Source organism: Rhizobium sp. BK316, from assembly GCF_014193695.1.
Taxonomy (GTDB): domain Bacteria; phylum Pseudomonadota; class Alphaproteobacteria; order Rhizobiales; family Rhizobiaceae; genus Rhizobium.
Genome location: NZ_JACHZR010000002.1, coordinates 497,814 through 514,834 on the forward strand (window position 1 = coordinate 497,814; position 17,021 = coordinate 514,834).

13 protein-coding genes and 1 pseudogene are annotated in these 17,021 nt (G+C 61.4%); 7 read left to right on the plus strand and 7 right to left on the minus strand.

Annotation, left to right across the window (positions count from 1 at the left end; all coding sequences use genetic code 11):
* Positions 1-86: 86 nt before the first annotated feature.
* The 5 genes from FHT87_RS11005 to FHT87_RS11025 all read right to left on the minus strand — a co-directional run bounded on the left by FHT87_RS11005 (position 87) and on the right by FHT87_RS11025 (position 6,490).
* The gene (locus FHT87_RS11005) at positions 87-3,824 is read right to left on the minus strand and encodes a peptidoglycan-binding protein (protein ID WP_183801784.1); all 3,738 of its coding nucleotides are present in this window, start codon (positions 3,822-3,824) and stop codon (positions 87-89) included.
* A 286-nt stretch (positions 3,825-4,110) separates the two neighbouring features.
* On the minus strand, positions 4,111-4,476 hold the full coding sequence (locus FHT87_RS11010) for a VOC family protein (RefSeq protein ID WP_183728339.1): 366 nt from the start codon (positions 4,474-4,476) through the stop codon (positions 4,111-4,113).
* Between the two features lie 88 nt (positions 4,477-4,564).
* Positions 4,565-5,266, minus strand: coding sequence for an SDR family NAD(P)-dependent oxidoreductase (locus FHT87_RS11015; RefSeq protein ID WP_183801787.1), 702 nt, complete (start codon positions 5,264-5,266; stop codon positions 4,565-4,567).
* Positions 5,267-5,344: 78 nt separating this feature from the next.
* Positions 5,345-6,028: a DNA-3-methyladenine glycosylase I gene (locus FHT87_RS11020; RefSeq protein WP_183801790.1), complete on the minus strand. Its 684-nt coding sequence runs from the start codon at positions 6,026-6,028 to the stop codon at positions 5,345-5,347.
* A 72-nt stretch (positions 6,029-6,100) separates the two neighbouring features.
* Entirely contained in the window at positions 6,101-6,490 is a 390-nt protein-coding gene (locus tag FHT87_RS11025; RefSeq protein WP_183728348.1) for a hypothetical protein, read from the minus strand.
* A 222-nt stretch (positions 6,491-6,712) separates the two neighbouring features.
* Here FHT87_RS11025 and FHT87_RS11030 point away from each other — a divergent pair, with 222 nt between their 5' ends.
* From FHT87_RS11030 to FHT87_RS11050, 5 genes are all read left to right on the plus strand, one after another.
* Positions 6,713-8,506, plus strand: coding sequence for an acyl-CoA dehydrogenase C-terminal domain-containing protein (locus tag FHT87_RS11030; protein ID WP_183801793.1), 1,794 nt, complete (start codon positions 6,713-6,715; stop codon positions 8,504-8,506).
* Positions 8,507-8,644: 138 nt separating this feature from the next.
* On the plus strand, positions 8,645-9,853 hold the full coding sequence (locus FHT87_RS11035) for an acetyl-CoA C-acetyltransferase (protein ID WP_183801796.1): 1,209 nt from the start codon (positions 8,645-8,647) through the stop codon (positions 9,851-9,853).
* Between the two features lie 12 nt (positions 9,854-9,865).
* The gene (locus FHT87_RS11040) at positions 9,866-12,079 is read left to right on the plus strand and encodes a 3-hydroxyacyl-CoA dehydrogenase NAD-binding domain-containing protein (RefSeq protein ID WP_183801799.1); all 2,214 of its coding nucleotides are present in this window, start codon (positions 9,866-9,868) and stop codon (positions 12,077-12,079) included.
* A gap of 149 nt (positions 12,080-12,228) precedes the next feature.
* On the plus strand, positions 12,229-12,576 hold the full coding sequence (locus FHT87_RS11045; RefSeq protein WP_183728360.1) for a metalloregulator ArsR/SmtB family transcription factor: 348 nt from the start codon (positions 12,229-12,231) through the stop codon (positions 12,574-12,576).
* Positions 12,573-13,043 (plus strand): SRPBCC family protein, encoded by a 471-nt coding sequence (locus FHT87_RS11050; RefSeq protein ID WP_183801801.1) that lies wholly within the window; start codon positions 12,573-12,575, stop codon positions 13,041-13,043. Before FHT87_RS11045 ends, FHT87_RS11050 begins: the two co-directional genes overlap by 4 nt.
* Positions 13,044-13,290: 247 nt before the next feature.
* Here the strand turns inward: FHT87_RS11050 and FHT87_RS11055 are convergent, their stop codons facing one another.
* On the minus strand, positions 13,291-13,602 hold the full coding sequence (locus FHT87_RS11055; RefSeq protein WP_183728367.1) for a metalloregulator ArsR/SmtB family transcription factor: 312 nt from the start codon (positions 13,600-13,602) through the stop codon (positions 13,291-13,293).
* A 254-nt stretch (positions 13,603-13,856) separates the two neighbouring features.
* Between FHT87_RS11055 and FHT87_RS11060 the strand changes: the two genes are divergently transcribed.
* Positions 13,857-14,879, plus strand: coding sequence for an LLM class flavin-dependent oxidoreductase (locus tag FHT87_RS11060; RefSeq protein ID WP_183801804.1), 1,023 nt, complete (start codon positions 13,857-13,859; stop codon positions 14,877-14,879).
* A gap of 99 nt (positions 14,880-14,978) precedes the next feature.
* Here the strand turns inward: FHT87_RS11060 and FHT87_RS11065 are convergent.
* Positions 14,979-16,186, minus strand: a pseudogene (locus FHT87_RS11065) (MFS transporter).
* Between the two features lie 269 nt (positions 16,187-16,455).
* Between FHT87_RS11065 and FHT87_RS11070 the strand changes: the two are divergent.
* Entirely contained in the window at positions 16,456-17,019 is a 564-nt protein-coding gene (locus FHT87_RS11070; RefSeq protein WP_183728376.1) for a TetR/AcrR family transcriptional regulator, read from the plus strand.
* The last annotated feature ends 2 nt before the right edge of the window (positions 17,020-17,021 follow it).

Here is a 17,021-nt window from a genome sequence, read left to right on the forward strand (position 1 = left end):
GTCCCGCATAATCCGGCTTTTTTCAGGTTTTGTGACAGCCGGCTCCAAAAGCCGGAAGCCCTGTGGCGGTGTGTCGCCAGGGTGTCTTAGATGGCCTTGGCGCCCGGTTTGTTGCGTTCCAGAAGCGCCTTCACGGTATCGTCGTTGACCTTGCCGGTCGGTTCCTGGCCGATCGACTTCTGGAAGTTCTTGATGGCGGTCACCGTCTTGGCGCCCATCTCGCCGTCGGGCGGGCCGGCGTCGAAGCCGTTATTGTTGAGGATCGCCTGGATGTTGCGGATCGCCTTCTTCATGTCGACGGTTGCCGTCTTCGGGGCAGCGCCGCTTGCCCAAGTGTCCGGGATTTCGATGCCGTTCGCCTTGTTATCGAGCGGCTGCGGCTTCCAGAGGTCGGCCTTGGCGCGGGCGCGTTCGAGCTGGTCCGGCTTCATGGCATTGGCCACTTCGTCGCGCTTCTGGGCGGCGTCCTTGTCGCCGGCTTTGGCAGCGATCGCGAACCATTTGTAGGATTCTTCCAGATCGGCCGGAACGCCATTGCCGCGAGCGCAGAGGATGGCAAGATTGAACTGGCTGTCGGTGATGCCGAGATCGGCCGCCTTCTGGAACCAGGAGGCCGCCGTCGCATAATCCTGTTGGCCGAGCGCGCCGGAGGCGTAAAGCACTGCGAGATTGTGCATGGCGCCGGCATTGCCCTGGCTTGCGGCTTGCTCGTAGAGAGCCTTGGCCTTCTGCACGTCGCGATCGACGCCGTTGCCCTTCTCATACAGGCTGCCGAGGCGGTATTGCGCCGGGGCGAAGCCCTTGTCGGCCGAAAGCTGATACCAGCTCGCTGCCTGCTTCTGATCGGCGGCGAGGCCGTTGCGGCCCTCCGTATAACGCGCGCCGATCTCGAAGAGCGCCAGTGCATCGCCGTTGCGTGCCGCATCGGCAAGCGGCTGCGGCTGGATCGTGTCGGGAACGATGATCGAGGCAGCTGCAGGAGCGGTCGGCGTCGCTGCTGGTGCGGCAGGCGTATTCGGAACGAAGCCGGAGGCATCCTGTGCCGGTGCCTGGTCGAATCCTTCCGCACCTTCGCCGTCGAGCGGCGCGGTGTCGGTCAGGTGATCGGGCGCTGCGGGAGCAGTCGCCTCGGGAGGAATTGTCTCCGGTGCGATTGCCGGCGGCTGGGCGGCCATTTCCGGTGCCGATGCTTCCGGCGCAACCGGCATTGGGGCTGCCATATTGGCCTGCGGTGTTTCGGTGGCGCCGGTCAGGGCCGAGACTTCAGCCGGCGGCGGGGCCTTTTCGCCTGTCGTCAGCGTGCGGGCGAGCGGGAAAGCCATGATGGCGAGCAGCACGGCACCGACTGCCAGCAGGATCGGCCGGCGGAAGCGCGCAAAGGCGCCGCCCTTGCCGGCTTTTTCCGGCTTTGCGGCGCGGCGTTCGGCGCGCGTCACCGGCTTTGCGTTGCTGTCGATTTCCGTGGCGGCGGCCTGCGCGGCGCGGCGCGCGGCGGCGATATAGTCCGCACGATCGTTCTCGGTGGCCGGCTTGCCGCGCTGGGCATTCTGACTGGCGCGTACGCGCTCCAGGATCTTCTTCACGTCGGGAGCGCCGGAGCCAGGTTCCAGCAGCTCGTTTGCCGCTTCGGCCGGCACCACATCGACGGGATCGATCGATGGAGCCGGATCGATAACCGTGCGCTCGGCAGCCTTTGTTTCTGTTTTGCGGGCAGGCATCAGCTTGCGGCCGAGGCTTGCGAGCAGGCTGCCTTTGGCGGGAACGGCCGGCTTTTCCGGCTGGATGATGGCTTCGATGGCGATCGCGCTGGTGCTGTCGGCCAATGCCGCTTCCGATATGCGGCCTGTCGGCTCTTCGGCGATATCAGCCGTATGCAACACCGGCGAAGCCTTCGGCGCCTGCATCACCGGAGCTATGGCCGGCTCCCTGCCGGCATCGACCAGCGCGTCGGGATCGAAATCGAAATCGACATCGGCAGCCGGCATCCTGGCGGCAGGGCGCACCCGCTCTTCCATCGTGTCCAGCCGGTCGGCAATATGCACCAGTGTCTCGTGCAGGGCCTGGAAGGTCTTGTGGGTGCGCTCCTCGCCGTCCCGGCTCAAGTCTTCGAGATGCCGCAGATCTTCGGCGAGCGCGGCCAGCGCCGACATATCGGCTGCCGCCGGAGCGGTGCCCTGTACCCCGCCGTTGCGCGAATAGGCGTCGACCACGGCCTCCGCCGCCTGTCGCGCGGCTTCGATGATATATTCGTCGTTCGTCGCGATATAGTCTTCGATCGCGCCCATGCGGCGGTCGAGATTCGATACCTCGGCGTTTTCGCGCGGCGTGCTCAAGAGCTCGGAGAGATTGGCAATCTGGTCCTCGAGGTTCTTCAGCGCGCGCGCGTCGGTTGGCGCAGCCGCCGTGCTTTCCTCCAGCCGAGCGGCGATGTCGCTCAGCCGACCTTCGAGACGGCGGAAGGCGCTGTCGTCGATTTCCACTGCAGGGGTAGGGCGGATTTCCATCTCGTCGATGCGCCGTGCGAGATAATCGAGCCGCTTGGCGAGCGCATCGTTGACCGAGCCGCTTTCCAGCGCGTCGATCTTGCGGGAGATGTCGGAGAGAGCGCCGGTCAGGTCCTGTTGCGGCGCAGCCTTCTGCGTACGCTCGAGCAGGTAGGAAAGATGCTCCAGCCGCTCATCGAGACGCGAAGTCGCCTCGGTCTTGGCAAGGTCTTCGACACGTGCCGTCAGCGCCTCCAGCCGGCTCGCCATCTCATCGGCGGGGTTGGGGCGGCTCATGGCGGCCCGGCCCATCAGCTCGATCTGTTCGCCGAGTGCGGAGAGACGATTTTCCAGCCGCTGCATCAGCGCCGGGTCGGTGCCGGCGGAAACACGCCCGCTGGCGGCGATCGCGCGGCTGATCTCGTCGAGCCTCGTGTCCATGGCCGCGAATTGTTCGGACATTATCCGGTCGTGTGGCTGGATCATGTTGCCGAACTGCTCGACGGCAGAGGCAATCGTGATGAGCTTGTCTTCCAGCGCCCGCACCGCCGGGCTTTCGCCCATGCCGCCGAGATGGCGCTTGATGTCATCAAGCCGGTAGGCGAGCGAAACCAGCTCTTCCTGGAGCCCGACCGTATCGAGCTCTGCCAGGCGGCCTTCCACATTGTCCCAGCGCCGTTCAATGTGGCGCAGCGAATCCTCGCGCGCCAGCCCGTCCATCAGCGAACGCAGTTCTTCGAATTCGTTGCGCAGGCCAGCGGCTTCAGGCCCGACCGAGCGGCTGGTGAGCTGTGCGATGCTTTGCGACAAGCGGCCCATGTCGGCGCGGATGTCGTCGGCGAAATGCCGGTCCTGTGCGCTGGTCTTGATCTCGCGCAGCTCGCTGCGCAGCGCGTTCATTTCGCGCGTCACGCCTTCGGAAATGTCGCGCTTCAGGTCCTGCCGCAGGTTGACGAGCGCCTGCGCGATTTCCGTCATCGTGTCGTCGGATGCGCGGTAGGGCGGTGTTACCGGCTGCGGCGCCGAAGCGCGCTGCGGGGCAGGGACCGATTCACGCAGCAGGGTCGGCGCTGGTTCGCGCGCGTAGGCCCGCTCGCGGTTTTCTCTAGTGGCGTCGAGCGCGCGCTGGCGCTGGCGGATTTCCGCAAGTGGATCGGCTGCGCGCGGCGCGGAGGAACTGGCATAGAGATCGCGTTCGGGCGTTGTGCTGCGCGTCCGCTGTTCGCGTCCGCTGCCCATCAGGCCTTCGATCCGCGCTTCGAGCCCCTCGATGGTGCGGTTCAACGCGTCGAGCGAGGTCCTGTCGGAATGCCGGGAAGAATGTGATCGCGATCCGTTCATGTTCTTGCTCGCTTCGATTGCCCGGTCAGGGCTCGATCATTGCCTTTTCCGAAGCGTACCCGGGCACACGTCGGGAGAGCGCCATCCGTAAGGAAATAGTCAATTAGACTTTCCTCAAGCTGGATAGTTTTTTGGCGGCACTCCTGAAACGCGAGACAAAGAAAAGGAGTGCAGATCGCCAATGCTCACCGCGCACCTTTTACGAAACGTGGTAAAGAACTCGTTAACCGGAATGAGAATTTTTTAACTTTTGCCCTTTTCGGGCCTGTTCCGGGCGTCGAAACCTTCAGAGCGGCCGCTTGTACTGCAACTCGATCTTCACGCCCTCAGGCCCGTAGATGAAGACCTGTCCGAGATCGGTATCCGGAATATCGCGATATTCGTAGCGATAGCCGCCGGCTTTGATGCGAGCGAGCGCCGGTTCGAATTCGAAGAGGCTGAAGGCCACATGATTGAAGATGCCGGGTGGAAAATCACCTGCCCGCTCCGTCAGGCTCAAATGGATCACCGGCTTGTCGTCGAGATAAAGCCAATGGCCGCGCGAGGGAAAGGGTGGCCGATAGCCTTCCTTCACGCCAAGAATGTTCTCGAAAAAAGCGATCATGGCAGGCGCATCGCGTGTATCGATCGTCACATGGTCCAGACGCAGCATCGTTCCCTCCCAGGCTGTCGAAGCCGATCCGATCCTACCGGTTTCGACGCCTTCGGGAAAGCATGTATGCTCAATGAGACCGGCTGGATCAGAAGTTCTCCGTCCACGGCCGCAACTCCACCTCCTGCGACCAGGCGCTACGGTGCTGCAGCAGCACGTCGATATAGGACTGCGCAATCGCATCGGGTGAAAGCGTACCGTCGGGCTTGTCTTCCCTATCCGGCCTTGTGGCGGAGCGAACGGCGCCGTCAATGATGAAATGCGCCACATGGATCCCGAGCGGCCAAAGCTCGCTGGCGGCACTTTGCGCCAGTCCGCGCAACGCGAATTTCCCCATGGCAAAAGGCGCCGATTGTGCATAGCCCTTGATGCTGGCCGTCGCCCCTGTCAGCAGGATCGCGCCGCGCCCCTGCGGGATCATGCGTTTTGCCGCCTGTTGCGTGACGAGGAAGCCGCCGAAGGCACTCGTCGCAATCGCCTGTTCCACGTCGGCAGGATCCAGATCGGCAATCGGCCCGCGCACGCGGCCGCTGGCATTATAGATCACGATATCGGGCTCGCCGATCTCGGCATCGACACGTTCGAATAGCGCCGAAACTGCCGCCGGCTGCGCGGCATCGGTCGCAAAGGCCTTGGCTCCTGTTTCATCGAGCAACGGCCCGAGCTTGCCGATATTGCGTGCCGCAAGGCCGACCTTCACACCGCGTTCTGAAAGCTCGCGGGCGAGCGAACCGCTGATGCCGGAACCGGCGCCGACAATCAGCGCGCTGCGATAGGGAAACTCGGCCATGAGATCTTCTCCTTCGGATGAACCTTTCGGAGAGGTAGGCAGTCCCGGCCTTCCAAAAAACAGCCGGCCTGAAATATTTCATTCCTTGGGGGCGTCGATCGAAAGCCCGCAAATGCGCGAGAGATAGGTGAGCGGCAGTTCCGTTTCTTGAGCCCACCGGTTGAAGGTCTGCTGGATCAGCTGCTGGTCCTTCTTGCTGGTTCCGGATGCCGAAAGCGGCACGCCCGCGTCCCGCAGGCAGGCCAGAACATCTGATGTCATGATGAAGCTGTCGCGACCGATGCCGCGCAGGAAATATTGACCGGTGGCCCCGCCCAGCCGGTTGCCGCGTTTGCTGAGTGCCTCGAGCAGGCCGATATGATCCTCGCGCGGCCAGTCGGCGAAGAAGGCGCCGGCACTGCCCGCCTCATTCGCCAGCGCGCGCACGAAGGCCGCATTGGCACGTACCGACATGATCTTCGCGCCATTCTTGACGATGCGGTCATCAACAGTCAGATCATGCCAATATTCGTCGGAAGCGATGTTGAGCGCGGCGGGATCGAAGCCATCGAAGGCCTCTTCGAAGCCAGGCCATTTATTGTCGATCACCTTGTGCACGAAGCCGCTGTAGAAAATGCGCCTGGTCATCTGCGACAGTATGCGGTCGTCAGGCAGGGCGCGCAACGCCTCGTTGTCCGGCATTGCCGGCAGCATCGCTTTCAGCGCATCGGCGCCGCCTTTTCTCTGCTCGGCGCGCTGACGGATGATATCGAAATCGCTCAAGGCTCGGCTCCCGGAATAGAGGTTGCTGGCGCAAACCTATTCCGGGAACTGCCTTTTCTTCAAGATCAATGCTCAGGCGGCGACGGGTTCGCGCACGTCGTCGAGCAGAAAATGCACGACCAGATAATCGGTCCTGTAGTGGCGACCGCTGTCGCCGACCTTCTCTTCTGAGCCGCCATCGGCGGGGTGCCAGGGGTGATAGTGCGGATTGGTGGCGATCAGCGTTATCGCCTTGCCGGCATAGGGGCCTTCGGCCGGCCGGAAGCGCATTTCGGCGAGCGGCCAGATGCGCTCATAGGTTTCCATGGGAATGCGCACTCTCAGTGCCTTGCGCGGAGCCGGCGGCTCATCATGCGCAACCAACCTTTCGCCATTGACCGGCTCGACCACCACGGGTTCGATCGTCACTTCCTCCGCCGCATCGAAAATGGAATTGAACTCCGCAGGCCACATTCTTCTCATGAAATAGCTCCTCCCAAGCTGTTTCTGCAGGTCTGGATGAATGTAGCGCGCTTAGCCGGAGAAGAAAACGGGGGCAACTAGCATTCTGTTTGACGCGCCTGCTTTCATCCACTTCACAAAATTGCGCGCACCGAGAATTTGACGTTTACGCAAACGTCAATATTTTGTAAGAGAGTCTCAAGGCCGGAGCGATCCGGTTGCCGAATTGGAGGAATTCGAACCATGCCAGTCTACAAGGCCCCGGTGAACGACACGCTCTTCGTGCTGAACGACGTACTGGGTCTCGAGCGCTACAACAATCTCCCGGGTTTTGCCGATGCCACGCCTGATATGGTGGAGGCTATTCTGGGCGAGGCGGCGAAGTTGGCCGAGGAAGTTGTGTTCCCCGTGAATTATTCCGGAGATCAGGAAGGCTGTACGCGCCACGACAACGGCACGGTGTCGACGCCGAAAGGCTTCAGAGAAGCCTATCAGGCCTATCGGGAAGGTGGCTGGATCGGGCTTGCCGTGCCGGAAGAGTTCGGCGGTCAGGGCCTGCCCTATACGCTGCATACCGCGGTCGGCGAATATACGTCGGCCGCCAATATGTCGCTGATGATGTATCCGGGGCTGACGCAGGGTGCCATCGCCGCGATCGTCGTCCACGGCACCGATGAACAGAAGAATACCTATCTGCCGAAGATGGTGGATGGCACGTGGTCCGGTACCATGAACCTCACCGAGCCGCATTGCGGCACCGATCTCGGCATGCTGCGCACCAAGGCGGTGCCGCAGGGCGACGGCAGCTACAGGATTTCCGGCCAGAAGATCTTCATCTCCGCCGGCGAGCACGACCTGACCGAGAACATCGTCCACTTGGTCCTCGCTCGCATCGAAGGTGCGCCTGAGGGCACCAAGGGCATCTCGCTCTTCATCGTCCCGAAATTCCTCGTCGGCAAGGACGGTGCGCTCGGCGCCCGCAACGGCGTTTCCTGCGGCGCCATCGAACACAAGATGGGTATCCACGGCAACGCCACCTGCGTCATGAACTACGACGAGGCGACGGGCTTCCTGATCGGCGCAGAGAATCGCGGTCTCAACGCCATGTTCGTAATGATGAACGAAGCCCGTCTGATGGTCGGCCTGCAGGGCATCGCTATTTCCGAAATCGCCTATCAGAACGCCGCCAGCTACGCCCGTGACCGCATCCAGGGCCGCTCGCTTTCCGGCGTGAAGGCGCCGGACAAGAAGGCCGATCCGATCATCGTCCATCCGGATATCCGCCGCTCGCTGATGACCATCCGCGCCTTCAACGAGGCCGGCCGCGCCTTCCTGCTCTGGACTGCGTTGAAATCCGATATTGCCCACCGCGCCAGCGATGAGAAAGAGCGTCAGACGGCAGATGACATTCTCGGCCTTGTCACGCCGATCCTCAAGGGCGTGATGACCGACAAGGGTTTCGATCACGCCGTCATGGCCCAGCAGGTCTTCGGCGGTCATGGCTATATCGAAGAGCATGGCATGAGCCAGTATGTGCGCGATGCCCGTATCGCCATGATCTATGAAGGGGCGAACGGCATCCAGGCGCTCGATCTCGTCGGCCGCAAGCTGGCGCTGAACGGCGGCCGCGCCGCCATGGCGCTCTTCAAGGAAATCGGCGATTTCTGCGAGGAAAACCGCAATGACGAGCAGCTGAGCTTCTTCGCCAAGCATCTGAAAAAGGGCTTGAACGACGTGCAGGGCGCGACCATGTGGTTCATGCAGAATGCCATGGCCAAGCCCGACAATGCCGGCGCCGGTTCCACCGATTACATGCACCTCTTCGGCCTCGTCATCATCGGTTATATGTGGGCGCGCATGGCGAAAGCCGCCAATGAACGCCTTGCCGCCGGCGATGCGCGCGAAGATTATCTGAAGAACAAGCTGATCACGGCGAAGTTCTTCATGGAGCGCGTGATGCCTGAAACCACATTGCGCAAAGCCCGCATCGAAACCGGCGCCGACACGATGATGGAACTGGCCGCCGAAGCCTTTTGATTGCGACCCCTTCTCCCCAAGGAGAGAAGGTGGCCCGAAGGGCCGGATGAGGGGGCCGCAGACGCAGGTTTCTCCGCTTCGGCCTTGCCGGAAGAACGAAATTCACCGGCGCCCATGCGCCGCCAGGGAGATGAGACAATGACCGAGGTTTTCATTTACGACCACGTCCGCACGCCCCGCGGCCGCGGCAAGAAGGATGGTTCACTCCACGAAGTGCCCTCCGTACGTCTCGCGGCAAAGACGCTGGAGGCGATCCGCGACCGCAACGGACTGAATACGGAAACGGTCGACGATATCATCATGGGCTGTGTCGATCCGGTCATGGATGCCGGTGCCGTCATCCCCAAGGCCGCTGCCTTCGAAGCCGGCTACTCGACAAAGGCGCCCGGCATGCAGATCTCCCGCTTCTGCGCCTCAGGCCTCGACGCCGTGAATTTCGGTGCCGGCAAGATTGCGCAGGGCGCCGATGACATCGTCATCGCCGGCGGCGTCGAAAGCATGTCCCGTGTCGGCCTCGGCATGTCCGGCGGCGCCTGGTTCATGGACCCTTCGGTGAATTTCCCGGCCTATTTCATGCCCCAGGGTGTCTCGGCTGACCTCATCGCCACCAAATATGGCTTCTCGCGTGACGACGTTGATGCCTATGCCGTCGAAAGCCAGAAGCGTGCAGCGAACGCCTGGGAAAAGGGCTGGTTCAAGAACTCGGTCATCCCGGTCAAGGACCAGAACGGCCTGACCATCCTTGCCCATGACGAACATATGCGACCCGGCACCGACATGCAGGCACTCGCCTCCCTCAATCCGTCCTTCCAGATGCCCGGCGAAATGGGCGGCTTCGAAGCCGTCGCCATCCAGGCACATCCGGAAGTCGAGCGTGTCAATTATGTCCATCATGCCGGCAATTCCTCAGGCATCGTCGATGGAGCCGCTGCTGTCCTGCTCGGCTCGAAGGCCGGGGGCGCAAGCATGGGCCTGAAGCCGCGCGCCCGCATCAAGGCCTTCGCCAATATCGGCTCCGACCCGGCCCTGATGCTGACCGGCCCCGTTGACGTCACGGAAAAGCTCCTGAAGCGCACGGGGATGACGCTTGCCGATATCGACCTTTTCGAGCTGAACGAGGCTTTCGCCGCCGTCGTCCTGCGCTACATGCAGGCTTTCGATATCGATCACGACCGGATCAACGTCAATGGCGGCGCGATCGCCATGGGCCACCCGCTCGGTGCCACCGGCGCCATGATCCTCGGCACTGTGCTGGACGAGCTGGAGCGCCGTGATCTGAACACCGCGCTGGTCACCCTCTGCATCGGCGCCGGCATGGGCACGGCAACCGTCATCGAACGCGTCTAAGGGAGAGAGACGATGAGCTACACCAACTTCACCGTCGAGACCGATGCGGATGGTATTGCCCTGGTCACCTGGGACATGCCCGGCAAGTCGATGAACGTCTTCACCGAAGAGGTGATGAACGAACTCGATGCGATCATCGATGCCACTGTCGCCGACAGCGCCGTCAAAGGCGTCGTCATCACCTCGGGCAAGTCCTCCTTTTCCGGCGGCGCTGATCTGTCGATGATCAAATCCATGTTCACCCTCTACCAGCAGGAGAAGTCGGCAAACCCGGAAGGGGCCGCGCAAAAACTCTTCGATCTCGTCGGCCGCATGACCGGCCTTTTCCGCAAGCTCGAAACCTGCGGAAAGCCCTGGGTCTCGGCCATCAACGGCACCTGCATGGGCGGCGCGCTGGAAATGTCGCTCGCCTGCCACGGCCGCGTCGCCTCCAATGCCAAGAGCGTCAAGATCGCTCTTCCGGAAGTCAAGGTCGGCATCTTTCCCGGTGCCGGTGGCACGCAGCGCATCTCGCGCCTGACGGATGCCCAGTCCGCTTTGCAGATGATGACGACAGGCCAGTCGCTGAACGCTTCGCGCGCCAAGGCGATGAATCTAGTCCATCAGGTGGTCGAGCCGGATCAACTGATCCCGGTTGCCAAACAGATGATCAAGGATGGACTGAAGCCTGTCGCCCCCTGGGACGAAAAGGGCTTCAAGGTTCCCGGCGGCGGCATCTGGACGCCTGCTGCCGCCCAGCTCTGGCCGGCGGCTCCAGCGATCCTGCGGCGTGAAACATCAGGCAATTATCCGGGCGCGCTCGCCATCCTGAAATGCGTCTATGAAGGCCTGCAGGTGCCCTTCGATACGGCGCTCAAGATCGAGCAGCGCTATTTCACGCAGGTGCTGCAGACCACCGAAGCCTTCTCGATGATCCGCTCGCTCTTCATCTCCATGCAGGAACTCAACAAGGGCGCCCGTCGCCCGGCAGGTGTGCCGAAGACGGAGCTGAAAAAGGTTGGCGTCGTCGGCGCCGGCTTCATGGGCGCATCGATCGCCTATGTCACGGCCGCTGCCGGTTTCGAGGTTGTGCTGATCGACCGCGATATGGAGGCTGCCACCAAGGGCAGGGGCGTTGGGGAAGGTCTCGTCAAGGATTCCATCGGTAAGGGGCGTCTTACGCAAGATGAGGGTACCGCGCTGCTTTCCCGCATCATACCGTCGGCGGACTACACCGATCTTGGCAATGCCGATCTCGTTATTGAAGCGGTCTTCGAAGACCGCGCCGTCAAGAAAGCGGTCATCGAACAGGTCGAGGCCGTCATCCCGGAAACCACCATCTTTGCCTCCAACACTTCGACCCTGCCGATCACGGGCCTTGCCGAAAATTCCAAGCGCCCGGAGCAGTTTATCGGCGTGCATTTCTTCTCGCCGGTTGAAAAGATGATGCTGACCGAGGTCATCCTTGGCAAAAACACCGGCGACCGGGCGCTCGCTGTGGCGCTGGATTATGTCGCCGCCATCAAGAAAACGCCGATCGTTGTCAACGATGTCAGGGGCTTCTTCGTCAACCGCTGCGTCTTCCGTTACATCCACGAAGCCTATGACATGCTGATCGAAGGCGTGCCGGCGACGATGATTGAGAATGCTGCCAAGATGGCCGGCATGCCGGTCGGCCCGCTGTCGCTGAATGACGAAGTGGCAATCGATCTCTCGCAGAAGATCCTCAAGGCCACGGTCGCAGATCTCGGACCCAAAGCGGTTGACGAGCGCCACCTTGCCCTCATCAACAAGCTGGTCGACGAACTCGATCGCCGCGGCCGCAAGAACGGCAAGGGCTTCTACGAATACCCGGCCAAGCCCGCCAAGAAGTTCCTCTGGCCTGAGCTGAAAACGCTCTATCCACAGAAGCCGGCCGACGAGATCGACGTCAACACCCTGAAGCAGCGCTTCCTGGTGACGATCGCGCTCGAAGCGGCCCGCACCATGGAAGAAGGCATCGTCACCGATCCGCGTGAGGCCGACGTCGGCTCCATCCTCGGCTTCGGCTTTGCGCCCTATACCGGCGGTGCGCTGAGCTATATCGACGGCATGGGCGTCAAGGCCTTCGTAGACCTCGCCGAAAAGCTGGCCTCCGCCTATGGCGATCACTTCAAGCCGACGCTGCTGCTGAAAGATATGGCCGCCAAGGGCGAAACCTTCTACGGCCGCTTCGATCCCCATCCTGCGGCTGACAAGGCCGCGTAAGCAACGAGGCGGCAAGGCTCGCTGTAGCCTTAGCCGCCCTCCCGTTCTCGTTAAATCCAGCCCCTGTGTGCGATGGGGGTGCCTCACGCCAGCAGGAGCGCAAAACACTTAGCTCTTGCGCTAACTATCTCGTCGTGATACTTAGCCTTATGGATTACTATTCACATCAACTCGACAGCATCTTTCTAGCGCTCGCCGACCCCACGCGCCGCGCCGTCATCGGCCGTCTCGGCACTGGCCCGGCCAGCATCAGCGACCTCGCAAAGCCCTTCGACATGGCCTTGCCGTCTTTCATGAAGCACATCCGCCTACTGGAAGAAACAGGCCTCATCGAAACGAAAAAGCAGGGCCGCGTGCGCACCTGCACGCTGGAGAAGCCGCGTTTCGCCATGGTCGAAGGCTGGCTTTCTGCTCAGCGCGCCATCTGGGAAGCCCGCACGGACAGGCTCGAAGCCTTCGTCACGGCCACGCAATCGAAGGAGGAGAAACCTCAATGAACATCAATGTGAATCCCGATCTCGATCTCACCATTTCGCGCATCATCAAGGCCCCGCCGACAGCCGTCTGGAGCGCCTGGACGACGCCAGAAAAATTCGAAAAATGGTGGATCCCCGCGCCGGCGCTTTGCCGCGTCACCACCATGGACGTCTCAGCCGGCGGCGCCCTCGTCACCGAGATGAGCGAAGACGGCCGCCCCTTCCAGCCGCATCTCAGCGCCTGCTACCTGGATGTTCGGGACGGCCGCCGCATCGTTTTCACCAACGCGCTTCTCGGCGGCTGGCGCCCTGCGCCGACCCCCTTCATGACTGCCATCATCACCTTCGCCGACCACCCGGAAGGCACCGATTACAACGCCCTCGTCATGCACAAGGACAAGGAGACTCGCGCCACGCATGAGGAATTGGGCTTCTATGACGGCTGGGGCACGGTTGCCGAGCAACTGGCGAAGTTCGTGGAAGCATAGCAGGAAAAGCAGGCGCCAGCCGCAGGATGGGCAAAGACAATGCCGGTGGTGGCAAGGACGAGAGAGGCCGCAAAGCCCGATACAATTGTCATGCTCGATTCCTCCCCCTTAAGATCGACAGGCGGGGAATCGGAAATCACCATTTCCGTAACATGTTCACACGACAGGCAAGGTGTAGGCGGGTAATGTGATCTACGCAGATTAACACGAAGACTTATAGGATCACTGAAAGTTCCGCCCAAAGTCGTTAAACGGCGAGGCGAAAATCTTCCGCCTGACCTTCGTCAAACATCTGACGCAGCATCTCCAGGATCACATGGACCTTGTCGGATTTGACCGAGTAGTAGATCGTCTGCGCATCACGCCGCGTCTTGACGAGGTCCTTGCTGCGGAGCTTGGCAAGGTGCTGGGAGAGGGCGGATTGGCTGATGCCGATTATATCGGCAAGATTGTTGACCGTGACCTCGCGCTCCGCCAGGGTCTGCAGCATCCTGAGCCGATGGGCATTCGCCATGACCAGCAACAGCTCGGCCTTCTTTTCAAAGCTATCCGTATTCATGATTTCTGCCCTCACGATTTAGAGAATGTAATTTCATATGACTAATAAAGAATTATCTTGATAGTGGGATAAATGACAAATTGTCATCTCTTGATTTGGGCGGCTCCCTGGATTGACCGCAGGGACATTCGGGGTGTGAGTTTCATTTGATCCAGCCGGATAGGGCTCACAAATCGCGCGCGCAACGCCTATATGACCATCCGGAATCATGCCAAGAAGCGTGGTGGCAAATTACAAGTTTAAGCGATGGAATCATGAAGAAGATCGGTTTTCTCTCTTTCGGGCATTGGACGCCCTCGCCGCAATCTCAGACGCGCTCGGCAGGTGATACGCTGCTGCAGTCGATCGACCTCGCCGTCGCCGCCGAGGAATTGGGCGCGGATGGCGCCTATTTCCGCGTTCACCACTTCGCCCGCCAGCTTGCCTCGCCATATCCGCTGCTTGCGGCTGTCGGCGCAAGGACGAGCCGCATAGAGATCGGCACGGCTGTTATCGATATGCGCTACGAAAACCCGCTCTACATGGCGGAGGATGCCGGCGCGGCCGATCTGATTTCGCGCGGGCGCCTGCAGCTCGGCATCAGCCGAGGCTCGCCCGAGCAGGTCATCGATGGCTGGCGCTATTTCGGCTACAATCCGCCGGATGGACAGAGCGATGCCGATATGGGCCGCCGCCATGCCGAGGTCTTCCTGGAAGTGCTGCGGGGCGAAGGCTTTGCCGAGCCCAATCCGCGGCCGATGTTCCCCAATCCGCCCGGCCTGTTACGCCTCGAGCCGCATTCCGAAGGCTTACGTGACCGCATCTGGTGGGGTGCGGGCTCGAACGCAACGGCGGTCTGGGCTGCCAAGCTCGGCATGAATCTCCAGAGCTCCACCCTGAAGGACGATGAGACGGGCGAAGCCTTCCATATTCAGCAGGCCAAGCAGATCCGTGCCTATCGCGAGGCCTGGAAGGACGCCGGCCATGCCCGCGAACCGCGCGTTTCCGTCAGCCGAAGCATCTTCGCGCTGGTGAACGATCGCGACCGCTCCTATTTCGGCTATGGCAATGAAGGGCAGGACAAGATCGGCTTCATCGACGAGAATACCAGGGCGATCTTCGGCCGCTCCTATGCCGCCGAGCCTGATGCTCTCATCGAGGAGCTGAAGAAGGACGAGGCGATTGCCGAGGCCGACACGCTGCTGCTCACCGTGCCCAACCAACTCGGCGTGGAATATAATGCCCACGTCATCGAATCGATCCTGAAATATGTCGCCCCGGCGCTTGGCTGGCGCTGATGACACTGCGCAACGGCATCATGCCGTCGCTGTTTCTCTACAGCATCGGCCCGAAAATCGGAATCGATTTTCGGAAGCCTGATGCGTAGATTCAAAGAGTTAGAGCGTCCTTTGTGCGTCCGAATGGACGCACGGCGCTCTAGTGTTCCGTACCGCCATCAGCCCGGCAAGGCTGATGAGGACGATGGCTGTGGCGTAGATATCCGTCGTTGCTCCATAGCCGATCGACCTGACGAGGAAGCCGGCAAGGATCGCCGGCAGGCTGAAGGCGAGATAGCTCTGGATGTAGAAGGCTGACAACAGGCCGGCCCGCTCTTCCGGCTTGGCCAGCGGCATGATCGTCCCGATAGAGCCGAGAAAGTTTGTGCCGAAGCCGGCACCGGTCAAAAGCGTGCCGATCAGCAACAGCGGCACGTTGGCGAGATGCACACCCGCCACGACTGTCAGAATGCCGAGCGTCTGTGCGCTCACGCCGAAGGCGAGATTGGCCTTCGGCTGCGGCTGCGACGCAGGAACACGGAGACAGCGCCTGACAGCATCAGTGCAGCAACGACCGCCCCGCCCGTCAGTGGTGCACGGCTGCCTGTGGTGGAGGCGACCAGGGAAGGTACGAGCGACAGGTAAAAACCACCGAGCGTCCAGTTGGCAATATTGATCGGCGTCACCAGCGACAGCGGCCGCTTCACCTGCTGCGGAATGGAAATGGCCGGCTTCAACGATCCGAAGACGCCAGGCCGCGTGCCGCCCGTCTCCCGCGTCAGCCACAGCGCAACGGCTTGCACCGCAAAGGCGGCAAGCAGCAAGGCATAGACGAGATGCAGCGGCTCCGGTCCGTATTGGATCAGCGCGCTGGTGCCGATCGCTCCGATCGCCATGCCGGAAAGCGGCGCGATCGAATTGACGATCTGCCCTCTGGCCCGGTCGATATCGACAAGAGCAGCGCCGAGGGAGGCGCCGGCGATACCGGTGGCGATACCCTGCACGATGCGTGCGGCGATCAGCCATTCCGGACCGCTGGCGATGGAAAACAGCGCCATGGCAATGATTTCGAGGATCAGTGCGCCGAAGATCACCGGTCGCCGCCCGAGATGATCGGAGATCGAGCCGGCAATCAGCAATGCTCCAAGCAGCGCGAAAGCGTATACTGCAAAGATGACGGTGATGAGGATGGGGGAAACGGCAAAGCTTTCCTGGTAGATGCGATAGAGCGGCGTCGGGGCCGCCGACGCGCCGAAGAAGACGGCAAGCGTCAGAGCGTGGAAGCCCATGGGCGACGAATTCTTGATGGATTCGGGAGCGGCGACCATATATAAGCTCCTTAAAGCTAAGTCGTTGCGTTAGCTCTATCTAGGCAAGGCAAAGGATAAAAGCAAATAATTTGCGTTAATGGATATATGAAAGTTTCTGAACTGTCGGTGCTAGGGCAATTCCAGCAAAAGTGTGTAGCGGTTTTGCGTCCGGAATTGCGTGAAAGCAAAGAGAGCATGTCGCGCAACGACAGGCGTAAAAAACCTGGAGCGTGCTAGGCGAATCTGAAAGATCGCAGCAGGCTTTAGGGGAGAAGGTTGGGTTCGAAATGGCAGTGAAAGAGAATATCCGTCCCGGTGGCAGAAGTGCGCGTGTCCAGGCTTCGGTGCATGCGGCAGTCCGCGAACTCCTGGCGGAAATGAGCCGAGCGGAGATCACTGTTCCGCTGATTGCGACACGCGCAGGCGTGACCCCGTCCACCATCTACCGCCGCTGGGGTGACCTGCAGGAATTGCTTGCCGATGTCGCCGTCGAGCGTCTGCGCCCGGACATGGAGCCGGTCGATACCGGCAATGGCGCCGGTGATCTGGAAGCCTGGGCCGAGCAATATGCGGAGGAAATGTCCTCCGGCCCCGGCCGTGAATATGTCCGGGACGTGCTCTCCGCCCAGACAGGCGACAACGCCAATAAATGCTGCAACTTCACCCGCCAGCAGATCGAGACGATTGCCGGTCGAGCGAAGGAGAGGGGTGAGACTTTTCCCGATGTCGATGCGGTGATGGATCGGGTGGTCGCCCCCATCATGTACCGCATCCTGTTCGGCGATGTTCCGACCGCCACCCGTGTGCAGGAGCTTGTCGGCCACGTCTTCGGCCGGCGTAAGGCCGCCTGATC

Excerpts from the sequence above, each read along its gene's own strand:
- FHT87_RS11070 (WP_183728376.1), top strand. The coding sequence starts at position 16,456 with ATGGCAGTGAAAGAGAATATCCGTCCCGGTGGCAGAAGTGCGCGTGTC.
- FHT87_RS11040 (WP_183801799.1), top strand. The coding sequence starts at position 9,866 with ATGAGCTACACCAACTTCACCGTCGAGACCGATGCGGATGGTATTGCC.
- FHT87_RS11030 (WP_183801793.1), top strand. The coding sequence starts at position 6,713 with ATGCCAGTCTACAAGGCCCCGGTGAACGACACGCTCTTCGTGCTGAAC.
- FHT87_RS11060 (WP_183801804.1), top strand. The coding sequence starts at position 13,857 with ATGAAGAAGATCGGTTTTCTCTCTTTCGGGCATTGGACGCCCTCGCCG.
- FHT87_RS11035 (WP_183801796.1), top strand. The coding sequence starts at position 8,645 with ATGACCGAGGTTTTCATTTACGACCACGTCCGCACGCCCCGCGGCCGC.
- FHT87_RS11015 (WP_183801787.1), bottom strand. The coding sequence starts at position 5,266 with ATGGCCGAGTTTCCCTATCGCAGCGCGCTGATTGTCGGCGCCGGTTCC.
- FHT87_RS11055 (WP_183728367.1), bottom strand. The coding sequence starts at position 13,602 with ATGAATACGGATAGCTTTGAAAAGAAGGCCGAGCTGTTGCTGGTCATG.
- FHT87_RS11005 (WP_183801784.1), bottom strand. The coding sequence starts at position 3,824 with ATGAACGGATCGCGATCACATTCTTCCCGGCATTCCGACAGGACCTCG.
- FHT87_RS11045 (WP_183728360.1), top strand. The coding sequence starts at position 12,229 with ATGGATTACTATTCACATCAACTCGACAGCATCTTTCTAGCGCTCGCC.
- FHT87_RS11025 (WP_183728348.1), bottom strand. The coding sequence starts at position 6,490 with ATGAGAAGAATGTGGCCTGCGGAGTTCAATTCCATTTTCGATGCGGCG.
- FHT87_RS11010 (WP_183728339.1), bottom strand. The coding sequence starts at position 4,476 with ATGCTGCGTCTGGACCATGTGACGATCGATACACGCGATGCGCCTGCC.
- FHT87_RS11050 (WP_183801801.1), top strand. The coding sequence starts at position 12,573 with ATGAACATCAATGTGAATCCCGATCTCGATCTCACCATTTCGCGCATC.